This window comes from Hymenobacter caeli (genome assembly GCF_013294115.1).
Classification (GTDB): Bacteria; Bacteroidota; Bacteroidia; order Cytophagales; family Hymenobacteraceae; genus Hymenobacter; species Hymenobacter caeli.
On record NZ_JABSNP010000001.1, the window covers coordinates 63,028 to 84,190 of the forward strand.

Annotated in this window: 17 protein-coding genes; 16 read left to right on the forward strand and 1 reads right to left on the reverse strand. The window is 56.2% G+C overall.

The features are described from left to right. Positions 1–56 precede the first annotated feature (56 nt). On the forward strand, positions 57–1,469 hold the full coding sequence (locus tag HNP98_RS00265; protein WP_173808041.1) for an FAD-binding oxidoreductase: 1,413 nt from the start codon (positions 57–59) through the stop codon (positions 1,467–1,469). 161 nt (positions 1,470–1,630) lie between these two features. On the opposite strand, the gene HNP98_RS22130 is transcribed toward HNP98_RS00265, so the two are convergent. Then, positions 1,631–2,071, reverse strand: coding sequence for an acyl-CoA-binding protein (locus HNP98_RS22130; RefSeq protein ID WP_173808042.1), 441 nt, complete (start codon positions 2,069–2,071; stop codon positions 1,631–1,633). A 125-nt stretch (positions 2,072–2,196) separates the two neighbouring features. Here HNP98_RS22130 and asnB point away from each other — a divergent pair, with 125 nt between their 5' ends. The 15 genes from asnB (at position 2,197) to HNP98_RS00345 (ending at position 21,151) form a co-directional block, all read left to right on the forward strand. Further along, positions 2,197–4,101, forward strand: coding sequence for an asparagine synthase (glutamine-hydrolyzing) (gene asnB / locus HNP98_RS00275; protein WP_173808043.1), 1,905 nt, complete (start codon positions 2,197–2,199; stop codon positions 4,099–4,101). 193 nt (positions 4,102–4,294) lie between these two features. After that, positions 4,295–5,635 carry a UDP-glucose dehydrogenase family protein gene (locus HNP98_RS00280; protein ID WP_173808044.1) on the forward strand — a complete coding sequence of 447 codons (1,341 nt, stop codon included), beginning with the start codon at positions 4,295–4,297 and terminating at the stop codon, positions 5,633–5,635. Positions 5,636–5,795: 160 nt separating this feature from the next. After that, positions 5,796–6,746 carry a UDP-glucuronic acid decarboxylase family protein gene (locus HNP98_RS00285; protein ID WP_173808045.1) on the forward strand — a complete coding sequence of 317 codons (951 nt, stop codon included), beginning with the start codon at positions 5,796–5,798 and terminating at the stop codon, positions 6,744–6,746. A gap of 214 nt (positions 6,747–6,960) precedes the next feature. Next, on the forward strand, positions 6,961–7,398 hold the full coding sequence (locus HNP98_RS00290; protein WP_173808046.1) for a sugar 3,4-ketoisomerase: 438 nt from the start codon (positions 6,961–6,963) through the stop codon (positions 7,396–7,398). Between the two features lie 87 nt (positions 7,399–7,485). After that, the gene (locus HNP98_RS00295) at positions 7,486–8,610 is read left to right on the forward strand and encodes a DegT/DnrJ/EryC1/StrS family aminotransferase (protein WP_173808047.1); all 1,125 of its coding nucleotides are present in this window, start codon (positions 7,486–7,488) and stop codon (positions 8,608–8,610) included. 334 nt (positions 8,611–8,944) lie between these two features. Then, positions 8,945–9,871 carry a glycosyltransferase family 2 protein gene (locus HNP98_RS00300; protein ID WP_173808048.1) on the forward strand — a complete coding sequence of 309 codons (927 nt, stop codon included), beginning with the start codon at positions 8,945–8,947 and terminating at the stop codon, positions 9,869–9,871. Between the two features lie 1,016 nt (positions 9,872–10,887). Further along, positions 10,888–12,003 carry a GDP-mannose 4,6-dehydratase gene (gene gmd, locus HNP98_RS00305; RefSeq protein WP_173808049.1) on the forward strand — a complete coding sequence of 372 codons (1,116 nt, stop codon included), beginning with the start codon at positions 10,888–10,890 and terminating at the stop codon, positions 12,001–12,003. A gap of 264 nt (positions 12,004–12,267) precedes the next feature. Further along, complete coding sequence (locus HNP98_RS00310) at positions 12,268–13,203, forward strand: GDP-L-fucose synthase family protein (protein ID WP_173808050.1); 936 nt, start codon at positions 12,268–12,270, stop codon at positions 13,201–13,203. 486 nt (positions 13,204–13,689) lie between these two features. Continuing rightward, positions 13,690–15,093 (forward strand): MBOAT family O-acyltransferase, encoded by a 1,404-nt coding sequence (locus HNP98_RS00315; RefSeq protein ID WP_173808051.1) that lies wholly within the window; start codon positions 13,690–13,692, stop codon positions 15,091–15,093. Between the two features lie 4 nt (positions 15,094–15,097). Further along, positions 15,098–15,940: a hypothetical protein gene (locus tag HNP98_RS00320; protein ID WP_173808052.1), complete on the forward strand. Its 843-nt coding sequence runs from the start codon at positions 15,098–15,100 to the stop codon at positions 15,938–15,940. A gap of 310 nt (positions 15,941–16,250) precedes the next feature. Continuing rightward, positions 16,251–17,150: an ABC transporter permease gene (locus HNP98_RS00325; RefSeq protein ID WP_317171003.1), complete on the forward strand. Its 900-nt coding sequence runs from the start codon at positions 16,251–16,253 to the stop codon at positions 17,148–17,150. A gap of 58 nt (positions 17,151–17,208) precedes the next feature. Further along, positions 17,209–18,507, forward strand: coding sequence for an ABC transporter ATP-binding protein (locus HNP98_RS00330; RefSeq protein ID WP_173808054.1), 1,299 nt, complete (start codon positions 17,209–17,211; stop codon positions 18,505–18,507). Beyond that, entirely contained in the window at positions 18,491–19,339 is an 849-nt protein-coding gene (locus HNP98_RS00335; RefSeq protein ID WP_173808055.1) for an FkbM family methyltransferase, read from the forward strand. Before HNP98_RS00330 ends, HNP98_RS00335 begins: the two co-directional genes overlap by 17 nt. 53 nt (positions 19,340–19,392) lie before the next feature. Beyond that, positions 19,393–20,328 carry a nucleotide-diphospho-sugar transferase gene (locus HNP98_RS00340; RefSeq protein ID WP_173808056.1) on the forward strand — a complete coding sequence of 312 codons (936 nt, stop codon included), beginning with the start codon at positions 19,393–19,395 and terminating at the stop codon, positions 20,326–20,328. 88 nt (positions 20,329–20,416) lie between these two features. Continuing rightward, a complete protein-coding gene (locus tag HNP98_RS00345; RefSeq protein WP_173808057.1) occupies positions 20,417–21,151 on the forward strand; it encodes a class I SAM-dependent methyltransferase in 735 nt (244 codons plus the stop codon). The last annotated feature ends 12 nt before the right edge of the window (positions 21,152–21,163 follow it).

The following is a 21,163-nucleotide window of genomic DNA, read 5'->3' on the forward strand; positions in this document are numbered from 1 at the left end:
GCCGGTTGTTGCTAGCAAGCAACCTATTGCCCGCAAAATCTCATTCCCGTTTCGCCATGCCCGACTACCAAGCCCTCACCCCCGCGCTGCTGGTGCAGCTCGAAGCCGTGGTGGGGCCCGCCCACGTGGCCACCGCCCAGCGCGTGCCCGCCGCGGAGTACGCCGCCTACGGCCAGGACCACACCGAGGACCTGCACTTCGCCCCCGACGCCGTGCTGACGCCCGGCACCCCGGAAGAAATCAGCCAGATTATGCGCCTCTGCCACGCGGCGCGGGTGCCGGTCACGGTGCGCGGGGCGGGCACGGGCCTGAGCGGCGGGGCCCTGCCGGTGCACCACGGCGTGGTGCTGCGCATGGCGCGGTTCGATAAAATCCTGCACATCGACGAGCGCAACCTGCAAGCCACCGTCGAGCCCGGCGTGGTGACGGAAGCCTTCCAGAACGCCGTGAAAGAGGTGGGCCTGTTTTACCCGCCCGACCCGGCTAGTAAGGGCTCGTGCTTTTTGGGCGGCAACCTGAGCCAGAGCAGCGGGGGCCCCAAGGCCGTGAAGTACGGCGTGACCAAGGATTACGTGCTGAACCTGCAGGTGGTGCTGCCCACCGGCGACATCATCTGGACCGGGGCCAACACCCTCAAAAACGCCACCGGCTACAACCTCACGCAGCTCATGGTGGGCTCGGAGGGCACGCTGGGCGTCATCACCAAAGTAGTATTTCGGCTGCTGCCCTACCCGCAGCAGAACATCCTGATGCTGGTGCCCTTCCGCCAGGAGGCGCAGGCGGCGGAGGCGGTGTCGGCGGTGTTCCGGGCGGGCATCGTGCCCTCGGGCATGGAGTTCATGGAGCGCGAGGCCATTGCCTGGTCCTCCGACTACCTCAAAATCCCGCTCACCTTGCCCGAAGATATCCGGGCCCACCTGCTCATCGAGCTGGACGGCCAGGATTTGGACCAGCTTTACAAGGAAGCCGAGCAGGTGTACGAGGTGCTGGAGCGCTACGACGTGGGCGAAATCCTGCTGGCCGACACGGCGGCCCAGAAAGACGAGCTGTGGCGCATCCGGCGCAACATCGGCAACTCGGTGCGCTACAACTCGGTATACAAGGAAGAAGACACCGTGGTGCCCCGCGCCGAGCTGCCGGTACTACTGAGCGGCGTGAAGGAGATAGGGGCCCGCTACGGCTTCAAGACCGTGTGCTACGGCCACGCCGGCGACGGCAACCTGCACGTCAACATCATCCGCGGCGACCTTACCGACGAGCAGTGGAACGTGGGCCTGCGCGAGCCCATCAGCGAAATCTTTCGCCTCTGCGTGAAGCTCGGGGGCACCATCAGCGGCGAGCACGGCATCGGTTTGGTGCAGAAGCCCTACATCGGCATCGCCCTGCCCGAAACCAACCTTAACCTGATGCGCGGCATCAAACAGGTGTTCGACCCGCACGGCATTATGAACCCGGGGAAGATATTTTAGGCAAGGCTTCGTTCGGTGGAACCTCACCCCCTAGCCCCCTCTCCAAAAAAGAGGGGGGACTAACTCTAGTTTTTAGAACCTAAGACTAAAAACTAGTCCCCCCTCTTTTTTGGAGAGGGGGCTAGGGGGTGAGGTTTCGTTGAACGGGCTTCCCCAGAGGCCTACTGCGCGTCTTTCAGCTTATCCTCCCCACCATACGGGGCTCCCTCTGTGAGGTCGCCGCGCAGGCCGCCGTGGTCGGTGGTGCTGGGGGCCCCGGTCTGGCCGTCGGTGGGGATGGTTTGGGCGGGGGCGGCCCCGGCGGGGCCCCCGGCGGCTTCGGCGGCGCGGGCCACGTACTGGCGCTTGGCCTCGTCCTGGGGCGTGCCCTTGTACTTGTTCCACGAGTCCCACTGGCCCTGCGAGAGGCCGGCGGGGCCGCTGGCGTCGGTGGCCTGGTCGGCGGCCACGGCGTCGCCCTTCATGTCCACGTCGCCGGCGGTGGCTTGCTTGTAGAGGCCGTAGAGGTCGGTCATCTGGGCGGGGGCGGTGTCGGCGGGCAGGTTGTTGACGCGCTCCACGGCGGCCTGAAATTGCTGGTCGAGGGTGGTGGGGGAATTCATGGGGAAAAGAGTAGGGGATGGAAACTGCCGGGTGTACTGCCTTCGCCGGGCGCGGGTTGCGCCCACGCTTTTTGCGCGGCCGGCCGAACCCAAGCGGGCCCCGTGCGTACTTTTGCCCGCAGCCTATGTGTGGAATTACCGGAGTTTTTGCCTTTTCTGAAGCCGGCCGCCAGTCCCTGCCGCGCCTGCAAGCATCCACCGATGCCATCGTTCGCCGGGGCCCCGATTCGCAGGGGCACTTCCTGTACGACCAGTGCGGGCTGGGCTTCCGCCGCCTGGCCATCCTCGACCTCTCGGCCGATGGCAACCAGCCGATGACCGACGCGGCCGGGCGCTACACCATCGTCTTCAACGGCGAAATATTCAACTACCGCGAGCTGCGCGAAAAGCTGATTAAGAAGGGCTGTCAGTTTCATTCCCAAACCGATACCGAAGTCATTCTTCAGCTTTACATCACCGAAGGCCGCAGTTTCCTTAAAAAGCTGAACGGCTTTTTCGGCTTCGCCATCTACGACAAAGAGGAGAATTCGCTCTTCATTGCCCGCGACCGGTACGGGGTGAAGCCCCTGCTGGTGTACCGCGACGAAGACCAGCTGTTTTTCGCTTCGGAGATGAAGTCGCTGCTGGCCCTGGGCGTGCCGCGCAAGCTCGATTACGTGGCCCTGAGCCAGTACTTGCAGCTCAACTACATTCCCGGCCCGGCCAGTATTTTCAAGGGCGTGAAGAAAATGCTGCCGGGTCATTACCTGTTCGTGAAAGACGAGAAGGTGGTGGGCAAGGCTTGGTACAAGATTCCCTACGACCCCAAGAAAGTTGCCAAAAACAAGCTCAGCTACGCGCAGCAGCAGAAAAAGCTGGTCGAGCTGATGGACGACGCCGTGCAGCGCCGCCTGGTGGCCGACGTGCCGCTGGGGGCCTTCCTGAGCGGCGGCATCGATTCGAGCGTCATCACGGCGCTGGCCGCCCGCCACACCCCGCACCTAAGCACGTTCAGCATCGGTTTCAAGGACGAGCCGTTTTTTGACGAGACCAAGTACGCCAACCTGGTGGCCGCCCGGCACAAGACCAACCACACGGTGTTCTCGCTCACCAACAACGACTTGTACGAGCACCTGCACGACATGCTGGACTACCTCGACGAGCCGTTTGCCGACTCCTCGGCCCTAGCCGTGTACATCCTCAGCCAGCGCACCCGCCAGCAGGTGACGGTGGCGCTGAGCGGCGACGGGGCCGACGAGCTGTTCGGGGGCTACAACAAGCACATGGGCGAGTTCAGGGTGCGGGCCGGCGGCGTGAAGGCCGAGGCCGTGACGGGCCTGAACTTCCTGTGGGACGCGCTGCCCAAGTCGCGCAGCGGCTTCTTCGGCAACAAGGTGCGCCAGCTCCAGCGCTTCTCGCGCGGGATGCTGTCGGGGGTGAAGGACCGGTACTGGAACTGGGCCACCTTCGCTTCCGAGCCGCAGGCCCGGGCCCTGCTCAGCCCCGCCAGCCGCCAGAAAATCGGCAAGAAAGCCGCCGAGAAGCGCCGCAAGGACATCCTGGAGCACCTGCACGCCGACGGCGACCTCAACGAGGTGCTGCTGACGGACATGAGCCTAGTGCTGCCCTACGACATGCTCGCGAAGGTGGATATGATGAGCATGGCCAACTCGCTGGAAGTACGCACCCCGTTCCTGGACTATAAAGTGGTGAACTTCGCCTTCTCGCTGCCCGTGAGCAGCAAGGTGGACGGGGCCATGAAGAAGAAAATCGTGCAGGACGCCTTCCGCGCCGAGCTGCCGCCCGAGCTGTACGACCGGCCCAAGCACGGCTTCGAGGTGCCGCTGCTGAAGTGGATGCGCCACGAGCTGCGCCCGCTCATCGAAACCGACCTGCTGGCCGACGACTTCATCGAAAGCCAGGGCATTTTCAACGTCGAAGAAACCCGCAAGCTGAAAGCCCAGCTCTTCTCGCGCAATCCCGGCGACGTGCACGCCCGTATCTGGGCCCTCATCGTGTTTCAGACCTGGTGGAAAAAATACCTGGCCTGAGTGCGCTAATTACTTGATTATTGGCGGTTAAATCGTTTGCTTGCAGAGAAGTTAACCTACTTAATGCCTGAAAGACCAACTGTTCCGTAAGCGGGCCTGCTTTGCTGACACCGCCGTCAATACATAGCAATCAGTAATTAAATAATATAATAATAAAACCACTTCATAATTACACAATCAACCGTTAACAAAGATGAAAATTGCAGTAGTAGGGACCGGCTATGTCGGGTTGGTTACGGGCACTTGCTTTGCCGAAGTGGGCATCGACGTGACCTGCATCGACATCGACCAGAAAAAAATCGATAACCTCCACAAAGGCATCCTGCCGATTTACGAGCCGGGGCTGGAGGAAATGGTGAGCCGCAACGTGGAGAAGGGGCGGCTGCACTTTTCGACCAACCTGGGCGAGGCCATCAAGGAGTGCGACGTGGCGTTCATCGCCGTGGGCACGCCGCCCGGCGAGGACGGCTCCGCCGACTTGAAGTACGTGCTGGCCGTGGCCCGGGGCATCGGCGAAAACATCGACCAGTACTGCGTCGTCGTCACGAAGAGCACGGTGCCGGTGGGCACGGCTTCCAAGGTGAGCGCCGAAATTGCCAAGGCGCTGGACAAGCGCGGGGCCGACGTGGCGTTTGACGTGGCCTCCAACCCCGAGTTTTTGAAGGAAGGGGCCGCGATTGACGACTTCCTCAAGCCCGACCGCATCGTGGTGGGCATCTCGTCGGCGCGGGCCGAGGAGGTGATGAGCCGCCTCTACAAGCCGTTCCTGCTCAACGGCCACCCCATCATTTTCATGGACATCCCGTCGGCGGAGATGACGAAATACGCGGCCAACTCGATGCTGGCCACGAAAATCTCGTTCATGAACGACATCGCCAACCTGTGCGAAATCATGGGGGCCGACGTGAACATGGTGCGCCGCGGCATCGGCTCCGACGCCCGCATCGGCACCAAGTTCATCTACCCCGGCATCGGCTACGGCGGCTCGTGCTTCCCGAAAGACGTGAAGGCCCTTATCAAAACGGCCCAGGAAAACGGCTACGACATGCAAGTGCTGCGGGCCGTGGAAAGCGTGAACGACGCCCAGAAATCGGTGCTGTACGACAAGCTCAGCCGCCACTTCGACGGCAAGCTGGAAGGCCTGAAAATTGCCGTGTGGGGCCTGTCCTTCAAGCCCAAAACCGACGACATGCGCGAGGCCCCCTCGCTGGTTATTATCGAAAAGCTGCTCGAGGCCGGCTGCACCGTGTCGGCCTACGACCCGGTGGCCATGCCCGAAGCCAAGCACAGCCTGGGCGACCGCATCACCTACGCCAAGGACGAGTACGACACGCTGCTCGATGCCGACGCCCTGCTGGTGGTGACGGAGTGGCCCGACTTCCGCTCGCCCAACTTCGCGGTCGTCGGCCGCCTGCTCAAGCAGAAGGCCATTTTTGACGGCCGCAACATCTACGACGCCGCCGAGCTGAAGGAGCTGGGCTACACCTACCACTGCATCGGCGTGAAAACCGACCACAAGGAGGTAGTAGCCTAGAAGTAAAAAATATTAATTTGAATCAAGTAGAACGTCATGCTCATCTGGCGTCCGCTTGCCGAAGCATCTCTCCCGCAGCAGTAATCAAATTAGTCAGCGGGAGAGATGCTTCGGCAAGCTCAGCATGACGTTCTTTTAGTAAAACGTTTAGCTTTCACTTATGAACGAAGAAAAAAAACGCGTCCTCATCACCGGCGGGGCCGGCTTCCTGGGCTCGCACCTGTGCGACCGGTTCCTGGCCGAGGGCTACCACGTCATTGCGATGGACAACCTGATTACCGGGTCGCTCCAAAATATTGAGCACTTGTTTGGCAAAGAGGACTTCGAGTTCCACAACGCCGACGTGAGCAAGTTCGTGTTCGTGCCCGGCAAACTCGATTACATCCTGCACTTTGCCTCGCCCGCCTCGCCGATTGACTACCTGAAAATCCCGATTCAGACCCTGAAAGTGGGCTCGCTCGGCACCCACAACCTGCTGGGCCTGGCCCGGGTGAAGGGGGCCCGGATGCTGATTGCCAGCACGTCGGAAGTGTACGGCGACCCGGAGGTGCACCCGCAGGTGGAGGAGTATTTCGGCAACGTGAACCCCGTGGGGCCCCGCGGCTGCTACGACGAAGCCAAGCGCTTCCAGGAGGCCATCACGATGGCCTACCACAACCACCACGGCCTGGAAACCCGCATCATCCGCATCTTCAACACCTACGGGCCCCGCATGCGCCTCGACGACGGCCGCGTGCTGCCGGCGTTCCTCTCGCAGGCCCTGCGCGGCGAGAACCTGACCGTGTTCGGCGACGGCTCGCAGACCCGCTCGTTCTGCTACGTGGACGACCTGGTGGAGGGCATTTACCGCCTGCTGCTGAGCGACTACCACCTGCCGGTGAACATCGGCAACCCGTCGGAAATTACCATCAAGCAGTTTGGCGAAGAGATTGCCCGCCTCACCGGCGTCGAGTTCACGCCTACTTACCAAGCGCTGCCCGAAAACGACCCGATGAAGCGCAAGCCCGACATCACCAAGGCCAAGGAAATCCTGGGCTGGGAGCCCAAGGTGGACCGCGCCGAGGGCCTGCGCCGCACGCTGGAGTATTTCAAGGAGCACGTGAAGGTGTAATTGGGCCCCGGAAACCGCTCTAGTTGGCGTTTAAAACGGGGTGGTCCGGCGACTTTTTCCGTCGTCGGGCCACGCTTGCTAAAAAACGGTGGCTCCGGGCTAATAGCAGAGTGGCCCGACGACCGAAAAAGTCGCCGGACCACCCCGAATGGAACCATCGCCTTAATTTTGAAGCGGGAGCGGCACCGGGCCGTTCCCGCTTTTTTGTTGCTCCATGCCCGCCCCCGCCGCCCCCTACCTGATTGACCTGGCCAAGCTCGGGGCCCCCGACATCGGGTACATCTCGGTGGCGGAGGGCTGGCCCGGGGCCGTGCCGTTCGCGGTGAAGCGGGTGTTCTGGACGTACTACACGCCGGAGAGCATCGTGCGGGGCCGCCACGCCCACCACCGCACCGAGCAGGTGCTGGTGGCCGTGGCCGGCCGCATCACCGTCACCACCGAGCAGGCCGACGGGCTCATCCAGACCGTGCGGCTCGAAGACCCGCGCACGGGCCTCTACGTGCCGCCCCACACCTGGCACACCATGCAGTACTCGCACTCGGCGGTGCAGCTGGTGCTGGCCTCGCAGCCCTACGACGCGGCCGATTACATCCGCGACTACGACGAGTTCCGGGCGGTGTGGCGGGCCCGGGCAGGTGGGGGCGGGGGATAGGGGAGGGCCGTGGGGGCGGGGTTACTTTTGCCGGTGCGATCCGGCCGTACCCGCGCCGCCGCTTTCCCCGATTGTTACCGCCGCGCCATGCCGGGCCCCCTGCCGATACCGTTTCTTTCCTTTGCCCCGCAGCACGACCCGCTGCGTTCGGACGTGCTGGCGGCCCTGGCCCGGGTGTACGACTCGCACTGGTACGTGCTGGGCGAGGAGGTGGCGGCGTTTGAGCGGGAGTACGCGGCCTTCAACCAGGTGCCCCACGCGGTGGGCGTGGCCAACGGCCTCGACGCGCTGACGCTGGCGCTGCGGGCGCTGGGCGTGGGGCCCGGCCACGAGGTGCTGGTGCCCTCCAACACGTACATCGCTACCTGGCTGGCCGTGACGCACGTGGGGGCCCGGCCCGTGCCCGTGGAGCCCGACCCCGCCACGGGCAACCTGGACCCGGCGCGGCTGGCGGCGGCCCTCACGCCGCGCACCCGCGCCCTGCTGCCCGTGCACCTCTACGGCCAGGCGTGCCGGATGCCGGAGATTATGGCCCTGGCCCGGCGGCACGGCCTGCCCGTGGTGGAGGACAACGCCCAGGCCCAGGGCGCAGCGTTTGGTGGGCAGCTCACCGGCAGCTTCGGGGCCCTGAACGCCACCAGCTTCTACCCGGGCAAAAACCTGGGGGCCCTCGGCGACGCCGGGGCCCTGACCACGGCCGACGCCCAACTGGCCGAGCAGGTGCGCGTGCTGCGCAACTACGGCGCGGCGCAGAAATACCGCAACGACGTGGTGGGCTACAACTCCCGCCTCGACGAGCTGCAGGCGGCCGTGCTGCGCGTCAAGCTCGGGCACCTGCCGGCCTGGACGGCCCAGCGCCAGCAAATCGCGGCCTGGTACGGCCGGCACCTGGCCGGCATCGACGGCCTGCGCCTGCCCGCGGTGGCCCCGGGGGCCACCCACGTGTACCACCTCTACGTGGTGCACACGCCGCACCGCGACGCCTTGCAGCGGCACCTGGCGGCGGGGGGCATCGGCACGCTCATTCACTACCCCGTGCCGCCGCACCGCCAGCGGGCCTACGCGGGCCTGGGCCTGGGGCCCGGGGCCCTGCCCATCGCCGAGGCCCTGGCCGCCACCTGCCTCAGCCTGCCCCTGTGGCCGGGCCTCACGGAGGAGCAGGTAGCGGCCGTGGCGGCGGCCATCCGGGGGTTTTTGATGCCAGGGGGTTAGCAGTAGTTTTTGTTGGGCCCGGGAGCCCTCGGCGCGCAGAGACGCATCTTTGCGTCTGTCGTTAGGTCGAAAGCGTTCAACGTAATTGTTCAACTTTGAGACGCAAGGATGCGTCGCTACCCCGCGCTGTGGGAGCTGGAAACTGATTTAGAGCGGCTTCTGAGTCGATGTACAGGACTTGTAGAACGGAGTGGCACTCCGTTACCGTGCAAATGTGTACCGTGCAAACGTGGAACGGAGTGCCACTCCGTTCTACAACCGTTTGATAGTTAGCGGTACGCTGACTTGAAAACCGCTTTAAATGGTTTTGTAAGCACTAACCACCAACCCCCTCATGCCCAAGCTCTCCGTCGTTATTCCCTGCTACTACAACGAGGCAAATATCCCGGTGACGGTGGAAGAGCTGGTGGCTAATGAAGCCAGCTTTCCGGCCGGGGTCGAGTTCGAGTACGTGTTCGTGAACGACGGCTCGGGCGACGATACCCTGGGGGCCCTGCGCCGGGCCCAGCGGGCGCACCCGGCCCGCCTGCGCATCGTGGATTTGGCCGGCAACGTGGGTTCGTACAACGCCATTGTGGCGGGCCTGGCCCACGCCAGCGGCGACTGCCTGGCCGTCATCACCGCTGATTTGCAGGACCCCCCCGCCCTCATGGCCCAGATGTACGCCCACTGGCAGCAGGGCTTCAAGCTGGTGATTGGCAACCGGCAGGAGCGCGAGGAAACCGGTCCGGCGCAGGCGCTGGCCCGGCTGTTTCACTGGCTGATGAAGCACCTGGCCCTGCGCAACATTCCCGCCGGGGGCTTCGACTACGCCCTGTTCGACCGGCAGGTGGCCACCGAAGTTGTGCAGCTGCACGAGCGCAACTCCAACGTGTTCTACCTGATGGTGTGGCTGGGCTTTGCCTACGTGAGCCTGCCCTACACCCGCCGCAAGCGCACGATTGGCCAGTCGCGCTGGACGCTGACCAAAAAAATTACCCTTCTGATTGATTCGCTGGTCTCGTTCTCGTTTGTGCCCATCCGCGCCATCTCGGCGGTGGGCCTGTGCCTGGGCCTGCTGGCCCTGCTCTACGGCGTGTACGTCATCGCCCTCAAGCTCACGCACCCCAACGAGCCGGCCGGCTGGACCACGCTCATGGTGGTGCTGCTTTTCGTGTCGGCCTTCCAGATGATAGCCCTGGGCGTGATCGGCGAGTACGTGTGGCGCGGCCTCGACGCGGCCCGCAACCGGCCCCTGTACGTGGTGAAGAACGTGTACTGAGCCGGCTGGTAAATTTTCAAGAAAGTCTGGCCCGTGGTTCAGGGCCCATTTACTTAAAAGAGAAGACGAGTGTCGCGGGTTAAAAACTAGCTTAGCGTGGTTTCACACTCGGTGTATAGTAGAAGTGCGAACTTTGTAGTTCGCGTCCCCGCGCCGTTCGCATCATTCATCTGGCGCGGGGACGCGAACTACAAAGTTCGCGCTACCGGTTGCCGGCATGTACACCGAGTCCGAAACGGCTCCAGGGTGGTTACATAACCAGTGCAGAAGAGCAGTTCGGGAGAACCTCACAAGACTACCACGGGTTACCCTCTGCCCAAGGGATGAGATTGATAAAATACAATTTTGTCTTTCGTGGGACGATGTAAAAGATAAGCAACGGAGGCTTTTCCCCAAGGCCTAAACCCCAGGAAAAATTGGTGAATCGCGCAAAAAAAGGGCGGTCATACTGGGTCCGTGCTTCAGCCATGCTTCGTCCATACTCCAGCTATGCTCTGGGTACGCTCGAAACCAGGGCTTGACAGGGGCCTGATTTGTAGAAATACCAGGAAAAACTGCATGATTACGCGGCAGGCATTGAATTAATGGAAGAAGGGCAGGTGGCCGATAGTGAAAAAGGTGATTATAAAAAAATACAATTTAATGCTGCTCTTGCGCATTGATTCTACTCGAACGACGCAACGACGATTGACTAATTTTTTGGGGGGACCGGTGAGAGCCGTACGGGAGTTTGGTTTCCTCCCCAATGGGTACGGAACGGGCCTCTATGGACGGTGGAAGCGGCCACTGAGCGACGGTGGGCCGGTGAAAGAAGCCGGTATGCGGCCGGCAACGGACGGCCGCATACCGGGGGCGGGGCCCGGCAAGGTCGGCAAATCGTTGGCGTGAATTTCTCTATATTTGAGGGTAATGCCGCTTTCTTATCGCTAAAACCCGTATGTGCGCTGCAACTGCCGCACCCGGCATATTTTAAGCTACTCTACCATTCGCTTTATAATCCAACAACATCCCCCATCATGAAACGCGCACTTATTACGGGTATTACGGGCCAGGACGGTTCCTACCTCGCCGAACTCCTGCTCAGCAAAGGTTACGAGGTCCACGGCATCAAGCGGCGCTCGTCGCTGTTCAACACCGAGCGGATTGACCACCTTTACCAGGACCCGCACGAGAAAAACGTGCACTTCAAGCTGCACTACGGCGACCTGAGCGACTCGACGAACCTGATTCGCATCGTGCAGGAAGTACAGCCCGACGAGATTTATAACCTCGGGGCCATGTCCCACGTGAAAGTGTCGTTCGATACGCCCGAGTACACAGCCGACGTGGACGGCGTGGGCACGCTGCGCCTGCTCGAAGCCGTGCGTATTCTGGGCATGACCGAGAAGACGCGCATCTACCAGGCCTCCACCTCGGAGCTGTACGGCCTGGTGCAGCAGGTGCCGCAGTCGGAAACGACGCCCTTTTACCCCCGCTCGCCCTACGCCGTGGCCAAGCTCTACGGCTACTGGATTACGGTGAACTACCGCGAGGCCTACGGCATGTACGCCTGCAACGGCATCCTCTTCAACCACGAGAGCCCCCTGCGCGGCGAAACCTTCGTGACGCGCAAAATCACGCGGGCCGTGGCCCGTATTGCCCTGGGCCTGCAAGACGCCCTGTTCCTGGGCAACATCGACGCTAAGCGCGACTGGGGCCACGCCAAAGACTACGTAGAGGCCATGTGGCGCATGCTCCAGCAGGACGAAGCCGAAGACTTCGTGATTGCCACCGGCGTGACGACCACGGTGCGCGAGTTCATTCGCCTGGCCTTTATGGAAGTCGGTATTGAGGTAGCCTTTGAAGGCGAAGGCGTGGAGGAGAAAGGCCGCGTCGTGGCCTGCCACAACCCCGACTATCAGGTGGCCATCGGCACCACCGTACTGGAAGTGGACAAGCGCTATTTCCGCCCCACCGAAGTGGAGCTGCTCATCGGCGACCCCACCAAGGCCAAGCAGAAGCTGGGCTGGGTGCCCCAGTACGACTTGCAGGGCCTGGTGAAGGAAATGATGCAGTCGGATGTGGAAGGTGCCCGCCGCGACGAGTACCTGCGCGAAGGTGGCCACAACATTTTGAAGAACTACGCGGAGTAGATTGGTAGGGGCACCGGCCTAGAGAACCTCACCCCCTAGCCCCCTCTCCAAAAAAGAGGGGGAACTAGCTCTAGTTTAGCGCTAAAAAAAGATTAAACCCAGGCCGTCATGCTGAGCGCAGCCGAAGCATATCTACTGCGGCAGTAAACCAAATGATTGGATTTACTCAGCGGTAGAGATGCTTCGACAGGCTCAGCATGACGGCCTGATTTATTTGACGGCCTGAATTATTTCAAACTGCAACTACTTACAAACGTCCCCTTTATGGAATTGAACGCCAAAATATACGTGGCCGGCCACCGCGGCATGGTGGGCAGCGCCGTGGTGCGCCGCCTGCAAAAGGCCGGCTATGACAACATCGTTTACCGCAGCTCGAAGGAGCTGGACCTGCGCGACACGGCGGCCGTGAATAGCTTTTTTGCCGAGGAAAAGCCGGATTATGTGATTCTGGCGGCCGCCAAGGTGGGCGGCATTATGGCCAACAACACATTCCGCGCCGATTTCTTGTTCGAAAATCTGCAGATTCAGAACAACGTCATCCACGCCAGCCACGAGCAGGGCGTGAAGAAATTATTGTTTCTGGGCTCGTCGTGCATCTACCCGAAGATGGCCCCCCAGCCCATCAAGGAAGAATACCTGCTGACGGGGCCCCTGGAAGCCACCAACGAGCCCTACGCCCTGGCCAAGATTGCGGGCCTGAAGCTCTGCGAAGCCTACCGCGACCAGCACGGCAGCAACTTCATTAGCGCCATGCCCACCAACCTCTACGGGCCCGGCGACAACTACGACCTGCACAACTCGCACGTGCTGCCGGCGCTGCTGCGCAAGTTCCACGAGGCCAAGGAAACCAACGCTCCTGAGGTGGAGGTGTGGGGCACCGGCACGCCGCGGCGCGAGTTCCTGCACGTGGACGACCTGGCCGACGCCTGCCTGCACCTGCTGCTGCACTACGACGGCCGGGAGCCCGTGAACGTGGGCACCGGCGAAGACCTCACCATCCGGGAGCTGGTGGAGCTGGTGCGCGCCACCGTGGGCTACACCGGCGGCGTGCGCTTCGACACCGCCAAGCCCGATGGCACGCCCCGCAAGCTATTGGACGTATCGAAGCTGGCCGAGGCCGGCTGGCGCTACAAAACCGCCCTGCCCGATGGCATCCGCGCCGTGTACCAGGAGGCGTTTCAGGCGGCTGCTATTGCCTGACCCTGCCCTGGATTAAACCGTTACGTCGCGCATCGGGCGGCGATGCAGTGTGGCCGCAGCACCTTTAGCGCTAGCTACTTATAAGGCTGTTAAAGAGATTTATAAAACGTTATGCCGGACGCAGTGGAGCATCTCTACCGCCATTCGGCATAACATTCTTTTTGCTAATTCTTAAACAAATTTTATGCTTGTTTGCCAATTAGAGATGACGTGAGGACAAGGCCAGATAATCGGGGATTATCGTCAGGAGTAATTTAACCCGTTGACTACACTACTTGCTGTTCTGCTACTGGGACTCTATTCATATTTCAACAAGCAACAGAAACTAGGTCTTACGTCCTGCTTGCTTCAACTCAATGTCATCGGATAATCAGTTGGTGCTTTCTTGGCCGCGAAAAATCTTGCCAAGCAATGCCGACGCAGTCGGTTAGCAGTCGCGCTTTGAAAAGTTGCGGGTATTTTTGCCGCCCACTCCACCGGTCCGGTATGCTCTTCAATAGCTTTCCCTTTTTGGGGTTGGTGCTCGTCACCTTCCTGTTCTATTATCTATCCTTTTTTTCCCGCTTGCAAGTCAAGCTGCTCATCACTTCGAGCCTCGTTTTTTACGCCTACGAGTTTCCGGCCCTGGTAGCCCTGCTGCTCACCTCCGTGGCAATCAACACCGGCGTGAGCTATTACGTATTATTTGGCAAGGCGGAGAGCAAGAAAATGTTAGCTACGGTGGGCGTGCTCGTCAACCTGGCTATCCTGGCATTTTTTAAGTACTCGCCACTATTTGCCCACACCTTCTTCGGCACGGAAAGCGACGTGGGCCGCTTCCTACTCACCATTCCCTTGCCCATTGGCATTTCCTTCTTCACCTTCGAAGGCATCAGTTTGGTGGTGGACCTCTACCAAAACAAGTTCTACACGGCGGAGGAAATCGCGGGCCTGACACTTACCAAACACGCCGAGCGCACACTGTTTTTCGTCTCGTTTTTTCCGCACCTGGTGGCCGGTCCCATTCTCAAGGCCCACGACTTTCTTCCTCAGATAGGGCGCAAGTACTTTCGGGACATCGACTGGGAAGCGGCCTTTAAGTACTTGGTGGTCGGATACTTCCTTAAAATGGTGGTGGCCGACAACCTCAAAGACTTTACCTTCTGGATTGCCTACCCCTACTACCAGAACTTCTCCAGCGTGACATTGCTGAGCATGCTGCTGGGCTACTCGATGCAGATTTTTGCCGACTTCGCGGGCTACTCCGCCATCGCCATTGGCCTGGGCAAACTCTTCGGGTATTCGTTGCAGGAAAACTTCAACTTTCCTTACGTGGCCACCTCGTTCAAGGAATTCTGGAAGCGCTGGCACATTTCGCTTTCCACTTTCCTGATGGAATACCTCTACATTCCGATGGGCGGCAACCGCAAGGGCAAGGCCCGCACCTACCTGCACCTAATTATTACCATGTTCTTGGGGGGGCTGTGGCACGGGGCCGCGTGGTCCTACGCGCTGTGGGGCTTGCTGCACGGGGTGGCCCTGGCGGCCGAAAAGCTGGTGGGCTTGGACCGGCCCAGCCGCGGGGGCCTGGTGCAGTTCGCGCGCGGGCTGTTCGTGTTCGGTTTCGTGACCCTGGCGTGGCTGCTCTTCAAACTGCCCGACTTTGCGCATGTGGTAGGCTTTGTGCGCAGCGTTGGGCAGAACTGGGCACAGCCCGCCGACGCGCGGTTGATCGCCGCCATCCTGGTGTATTCGCTCCCCGTGGCTGGCTATCATGCTTACTATTTGGTTCGGCAGCGGCCGCTGGTTGCGCCGGTCCGCCGCCTGGAATACCTGGCCTACGGACTGCTCTTGTTCTTAGTGGTAGTGAACAGCGGTAGCAGCGGCACTTTCATCTACTTTCAATTCTAGCCCCGTGGTCAAGAAATCCCTCCTGGCCGCCGCTGTCCTGTTTGGGCTGTATGCGTTCTTTATCGGCCACTTCCGGCCGCAGCTGAGCGTTTCGCGCCAGCAGTGGCAGGACAACCAAATCCGGGCCGAAAAGTACCTCTACGACAACCCGGGGGCGCGGCGGGTGTTGGTGGGCTCCTCCCTGTCGGCCCGCCTGGACCCGTTGCCCGGCGTGTACAATTTGGCCCTGAGCGGGCAGAGCGTACTCGACGGCTTGGCCATCGTGAGCGCCGCGGGCCGCCCCCTGGAAACGGTGTACGTCGAGATGAACGTGCTCGACCGCGGCGAGGACCACAACTTCATCCAGGGGCTCCGCAACCCTATCCTTGACCGGGGCCGGCGCATGTTCCTGGCCCTGCGGGCCGACAAACAGCCCCTTTCGATCCTGGCGGAAAAAACCCAAACGGCGCTTACGCCGCTGGTCGAGCGCCTGACCCCGGCCGCGCCCGCCGGGGCCGCCAACCCCGGCGGGACGGCCCTGTTTGCGAAAATGCTGGACAACCAGCAGCGCCTGTACGCCGCCGTACCGCCCGAATTGCCGGCCAACTTTGCGGCCCTGCGCGGGTACGTGCAAGCGCTGCGGGCGCGGGGCACCCGGGTTGTTTTCTACGAAATGCCCGTGCAGGCTCCGCTCTGCCGCACGGCGAAGGCCGACGCCATCCGCGCCCAGTTTGCCCGGCAGTTTCCGCCGGCCGCCTACCGCTACGTGGCACTGCCTGCGTGTGGGGATTACCAAACCATGGACGGCGTACACCTGAACTCGGAAAGCGCTGCCCGTTACACCCGTTACTTGCAAGCCCACCTCTGAGCAGCGGGTACTATCAGGGGTTGGCTACCAAGTTGCCCTCGATGATCCGGTTGTCTGTGCAGGCCCCTTGCCACGCGGAAGAACACTGCCGCACCGCAGCGACCATCTTTTAGCAACAGTTATCCTGTCTGCTTTTTCTACTATCTCCCTGCTTTGGCGCTTGTTCGCCGTGCTCCCGCCGTTTTTACTGATTATCCTGACCTAGTCAGCTTACCTCTCAGGGCCCGCGGCGGGTATGTATCGCCAAATAGTTACCTTTGTACCCGCATGCAGTTGCTTGCGAATGCATTTTTTTACTAACTCAGGCTTAGTGGAGACGACGAACGTTCTGGAAAAACCACAACCGTTGCCAGCGGAGAACAACTCGCAGCAAGAGCAATGGACGGAAATCATCCAGCCCCGTACCAACCTCTTCGACCTGGGCCTGGGCGACGTGTGGCGCTACCGCGACCTGGTGATGCTGTTCGTGCGCCGCGACTTTGTATCGACGTACAAGCAGACCATCCTGGGGCCCATCTGGTTTTTTATCCAGCCCCTGCTCACCACGATTACTTACATGATAGTGTTCGGCCGGATCGCCAACCTATCGACCGATGGGCTGCCGCAGCTGCCGTTCTACCTGGCTGGCGTTACCATCTGGAACTACTTCGCCCAGACGCTGACCACCGTCTCGACGGTGTTCACGGCCAACGCGGCCATTTTTGGCAAGGTGTACTTCCCGCGCCTCACCATGCCCCTCTCCATCGTGATATCCAACCTGGTGCGCTTTGGCATTCAGTTCGCGCTATTTCTGGCGGTGTGGGGCTACTACCTGGTGCGCAGCAACAGCCTGCACCCCAACGCATACATGCTATTGACGCCGCTGCTGCTGCTGCTGATGGGGCTGCTTGGCCTGGGCCTGGGCATGATTTTCAGCGCCCTCACCACCAAGTACCGCGACCTGGCCATGCTGCTCACCTTCGGGGTGCAGCTGCTGATGTACGCCACACCGGTGATTTACCCGCTGTCGAAGCTGCCGGTCAAGTACAAGATGTTCATCCTAGCCAACCCGCTCAGCTCCATCGTGGAAACCTTCCGGTACGCCTTTTTGGGCTCGGGCACGTTTAGCTGGGGGGCTCTGGGCTACAGCACGGCGGTGACGCTGGTAGTACTGCTGCTGGGAACGCTGATATTTAATAAAGTAGAGAAAAGCTTCACCGATACCGTATAACTAACCGAGCGTTACGCAGCCCCGCTCGAATGGGGCTGAGACCGTCATTTTTGTGAGCATGAGCGACGTTGCTATTAAAGTAGAGAACCTGGGCAAACAGTACCGATTGGGCGAAATCGGGACGGGCACCCTGAGCCAGGACCTGAACCGAAGCTGGGCGCGGCTGCGCGGTAAAGAAGACCCCTTTGCCAAAATCGGGGAAACCAACGACCGTACCAAGAAGGGGGAGAGCGACTTCGTGTGGTCGTTAAAAGACGTCAACTTCGAAGTGAAGCAGGGCGAGGTGCTGGGCATCATCGGCCGCAACGGCGCGGGCAAATCGACGCTGCTTAAAATCCTGTCGAAGGTGACGGCCCCCACCACGGGCAATGTGAAGGTGCGCGGGCGCATTGCCTCGCTCCTCGAAGTAGGCACGGGCTTCCACCCGGAGCTGACCGGGCGGGAGAATATTTTCCTCAACGGGGCCATTTTGGGAATGACCAAAACGGAAATCCGCAAGAAGTTCGACGAAATCGTTGACTTCTCCGGCGTAGAGCGCTACATAGACACTCCCGTAAAGCGCTACAGCAGCGGGATGTACGTCCGCCTGGCTTTCGCTGTTGCTGCCTTCTTAGAACCAGAAATCCTGATTGTGGATGAAGTGCTGGCAGTTGGCGACGCTGAGTTCCAGAAGAAGTGCTTAGGGCGCATGAAAGATGTGAGTGTTAATGATGGCCGTACTGTACTATTTGTCAGCCATAATATGGCTGCAGTTAGAAACTTGTGCAACAAATCACTATACTTAAAAAATGGGAATACACAAAAAATTGGGACTGTAGATGACTGTTTATTAAGTTATTACAATGACTTTGAGAAAGGTCATAAAGGTATATTGTCTACAAGAACTGATAGGATTGGTAATGGACGAATAAAAATAACTGATTTTTATATTGAAAATTTTGAAGGTGAAAAGATAGAAGTAATAAATTCTGGTATAGGATATTCATTCGTTATAGAGTTTTCTAATAACGAATTTCCCCATAACTTAGCTGAAGTAGTCGCAAGTATAGCTTTAGTAGATGAGAAAGATCAAACTGTATTATTAGTTAGGTCTAATTTCACTAACCAGAACCTTCTAATTGACTCTAATAAAGGAAAAATAAATTGCATTATCAAAGACTTTTCACTTACAGCTGGCACATATAAGGTTGTCCTGTTTTTAGGGTATGGTGAAACCGAAATTTATGATCTAATTGATAATGCTTGCGAACTTACTGTAGAAGGCGGTGATTTTTTTAATACAGGAAGTATAGGTCTACCCAGTCATTGTAAAATTCTCACAAGAGCAAATTGGAACGTTTATGAAAAATTATATTAAAAAATTGCTTCAACGCTCGTTAGTACACTTCATTAGCAATCAAAATGCAACAAGAATTATTCAATTCTTTGTCGATGTGAAAGATGTTGATATAATTGGTATCGCATATCGGTCAATAGGAATACTGAAGTATCAAACCCCCGAGTTATCAGGGGAGGCATACTTAATGAATGAATTACTTTCAAAATATCTTGACTTTTCAAGTAATAGGAAGCCAATTATTTTTGATGTTGGAGCTAATGTTGGTAATTACAGTATCGATCTTTCCCGTATTTATCCTGACAGCCAAATTTTCTCTTTTGAACCTAATCCATCTACTTTTAATAAACTAAAATTTAATACCTCAGCATTAAAAAATATTCAAGTATTTAACTTTGGGTTAGGTTCCAAAAAAAGTGTTTTGAATATCTATACATACCAAAACGATTTAGATTCTGAGCATGCTTCTGTATACAGAGAAGTACTTAGTGACTTACATTTATCGAATGATTTGGTTGAGAAACAAGTTGCAATCGAGACTATATCCGATTTTTGCAATGGTAACAATATTGAGCAAATAGATTTTTTAAAAATTGATACTGAGGGATTTGAATACGAAGTTTTAAAGGGGGCTATTGATCTTATAAATAGAAATAAGATATCAATTATTCAATTCGAATTCAATGAAATGAATGTTATATCTAGAGTTTTTCTTAAAGATTTTTACGATTTGTTACAGAATTACGAATTATTCAGATTGGACTCAAATAGATTAATAAACTTAGGACATTATAATTCTATTAATGAAATATTCAAATTTCAAAACATTATAGCAATTCGTAATAATATTTAATCTAGCATTTTATTTTTGAGTGCACATTTTCGATACAATATATCTTTTAAAAAATGTTTGATACACCCATCCTATTACTAATTTTCAATCGTTTAGAAACGACAGTTTCTGTATTGGAAGCAATTAGATCAATAAAGCCTAAGCAGTTATTTATTGCTGCTGATGGGCCTCGAGAAAGTAAGTTAGGTGAAAATGATTTGTGTAATAAAATTAGAAATTTAGTGGAGGAATCAATAGATTGGCCATGCGATGTTCATAAATTATATAGAAGTGAAAATTTAGGCTGTGGCTTAGCAGTCTCATCCGCAATAGATTGGTTTTTTAGTATTGTAGATATGGGTATCATCCTTGAAGACGATACTTTGCCTAATGAAACATTTTTCAAATATTGTCAATCACTTCTTATTCAATACAAAGATGATGATGAAGTCATGCATATATGCGGAAGTAACCTGCAATGTGGTTTAAAAAGAGGAAACTACAGCTATTATTTCTCTAAATATCCTTTAGTATGGGGATGGGCTACTTGGAAAAGCTCATGGAATAAATATTCATTCACTATTGGTGATAGTGTTGATCAAATTAAAGATAATTTAAGCCAATCCATTTATGATTCTAATGAGTTAGATTTTTATGTAAATGCGTTAATGAGTGTAAAAAATAAACAAATTGACACATGGGATTATCAATGGTTATATACCTTATTAAAATTTAAAGGAATAAGTATTGTGCCGTGTTTTAATCTTATTACAAATACGGGTTTTAATCAATCAGCATCTCATACTATTCAAGCCCCATATTGGTATAAATATAATGTTGTAAAACCCATAATCAGTATAAATTCTAATCCCACTAAAAAGATAAACGAAAAAGCAGATTCTTTCTATACAAAATTATCAATGGGTAAAAGTCTTCGTATTATGCATTACATCAGTTTTAATTATAGAGTTAAAAAATTATTAAATCGTAAAAGTTCATACGGGTTTTGATTTTAAGCTATTAACCTAATTTTCTAAAACAATGGTAGCTTGTAAGATTTGCAACGAGACATCAGATTTGATTTTTACAACTTTAGTGTTGAAGAAGTTTGATGTCAAGTACTACCGGTGTTCAAACTGTGAATTTATACAAACAGAAGAGCCTTATTGGTTGGAAGAGTCGTACACGTCAGCGATTACATCATTGGATATAGGTCTTATTGGCCGTAATCTTAAATATCAGCCTATTGTAGAGGTATTAATTAAAATGTTTTTTAAAACAGATAAAAAATACGTTGACTACGGTGGCGGTTACGGAATGTTTGTCAGAATGATGCGCGATAAAGGATTTAATTTTTTTAGGCAAGACACCTATTGTGAAAATATTTTTGCTAAAGATTTTGATGTTAGTTCATATAATTCGACAGATAGCGATTCTTTTGAGTTACTAACTGCTTTCGAAGTATTTGAACATTTGGTAAATCCGATTGAAGAATTAGAAAAAATGCTTAGTTATAGTTCAAATATTTTTTTCTCAACTACTCTTTATCCAAATAATCAAGATTTGCTCAAGTGGTGGTACCTTATTCCAGAAACAGGTCAACACGTTTCACTTTACTCCAATAAGACACTTCAATATATTGCAAAAAAATTTGATTTACACTTATATAGTGTAAACATATATGATCATTTGCTTACTAAAAAGAAGTTATCATGGACAGCTTATTCAATGATATATAAAGAAAGATTCAGGATTTTTTTCAACAAATACAAAAAAAGTCCTGAATCTTTGCTACAAGCAGATTTTAATAAAATTTCTGGAATAAGCATGTAATGTTAACTTGTA

Coding starts and splice junctions, on each gene's coding strand:
- HNP98_RS22130 (WP_173808042.1), bottom strand. CDS start 2,071: ATGAATTCCCCCACCACCCTCGACCAGCAATTTCAGGCCGCCGTGGAG.
- asnB (WP_173808043.1), top strand. CDS start 2,197: ATGTGTGGAATTACCGGAGTTTTTGCCTTTTCTGAAGCCGGCCGCCAG.
- HNP98_RS00340 (WP_173808056.1), top strand. CDS start 19,393: ATGTTTGATACACCCATCCTATTACTAATTTTCAATCGTTTAGAAACG.
- HNP98_RS00290 (WP_173808046.1), top strand. CDS start 6,961: ATGCCCGCCCCCGCCGCCCCCTACCTGATTGACCTGGCCAAGCTCGGG.
- HNP98_RS00335 (WP_173808055.1), top strand. CDS start 18,491: ATGAAAAATTATATTAAAAAATTGCTTCAACGCTCGTTAGTACACTTC.
- HNP98_RS00265 (WP_173808041.1), top strand. CDS start 57: ATGCCCGACTACCAAGCCCTCACCCCCGCGCTGCTGGTGCAGCTCGAA.
- HNP98_RS00300 (WP_173808048.1), top strand. CDS start 8,945: ATGCCCAAGCTCTCCGTCGTTATTCCCTGCTACTACAACGAGGCAAAT.
- HNP98_RS00295 (WP_173808047.1), top strand. CDS start 7,486: ATGCCGGGCCCCCTGCCGATACCGTTTCTTTCCTTTGCCCCGCAGCAC.
- HNP98_RS00280 (WP_173808044.1), top strand. CDS start 4,295: ATGAAAATTGCAGTAGTAGGGACCGGCTATGTCGGGTTGGTTACGGGC.
- HNP98_RS00310 (WP_173808050.1), top strand. CDS start 12,268: ATGGAATTGAACGCCAAAATATACGTGGCCGGCCACCGCGGCATGGTG.
- HNP98_RS00315 (WP_173808051.1), top strand. CDS start 13,690: ATGCTCTTCAATAGCTTTCCCTTTTTGGGGTTGGTGCTCGTCACCTTC.
- gmd (WP_173808049.1), top strand. CDS start 10,888: ATGAAACGCGCACTTATTACGGGTATTACGGGCCAGGACGGTTCCTAC.
- HNP98_RS00330 (WP_173808054.1), top strand. CDS start 17,209: ATGAGCGACGTTGCTATTAAAGTAGAGAACCTGGGCAAACAGTACCGA.
- HNP98_RS00285 (WP_173808045.1), top strand. CDS start 5,796: ATGAACGAAGAAAAAAAACGCGTCCTCATCACCGGCGGGGCCGGCTTC.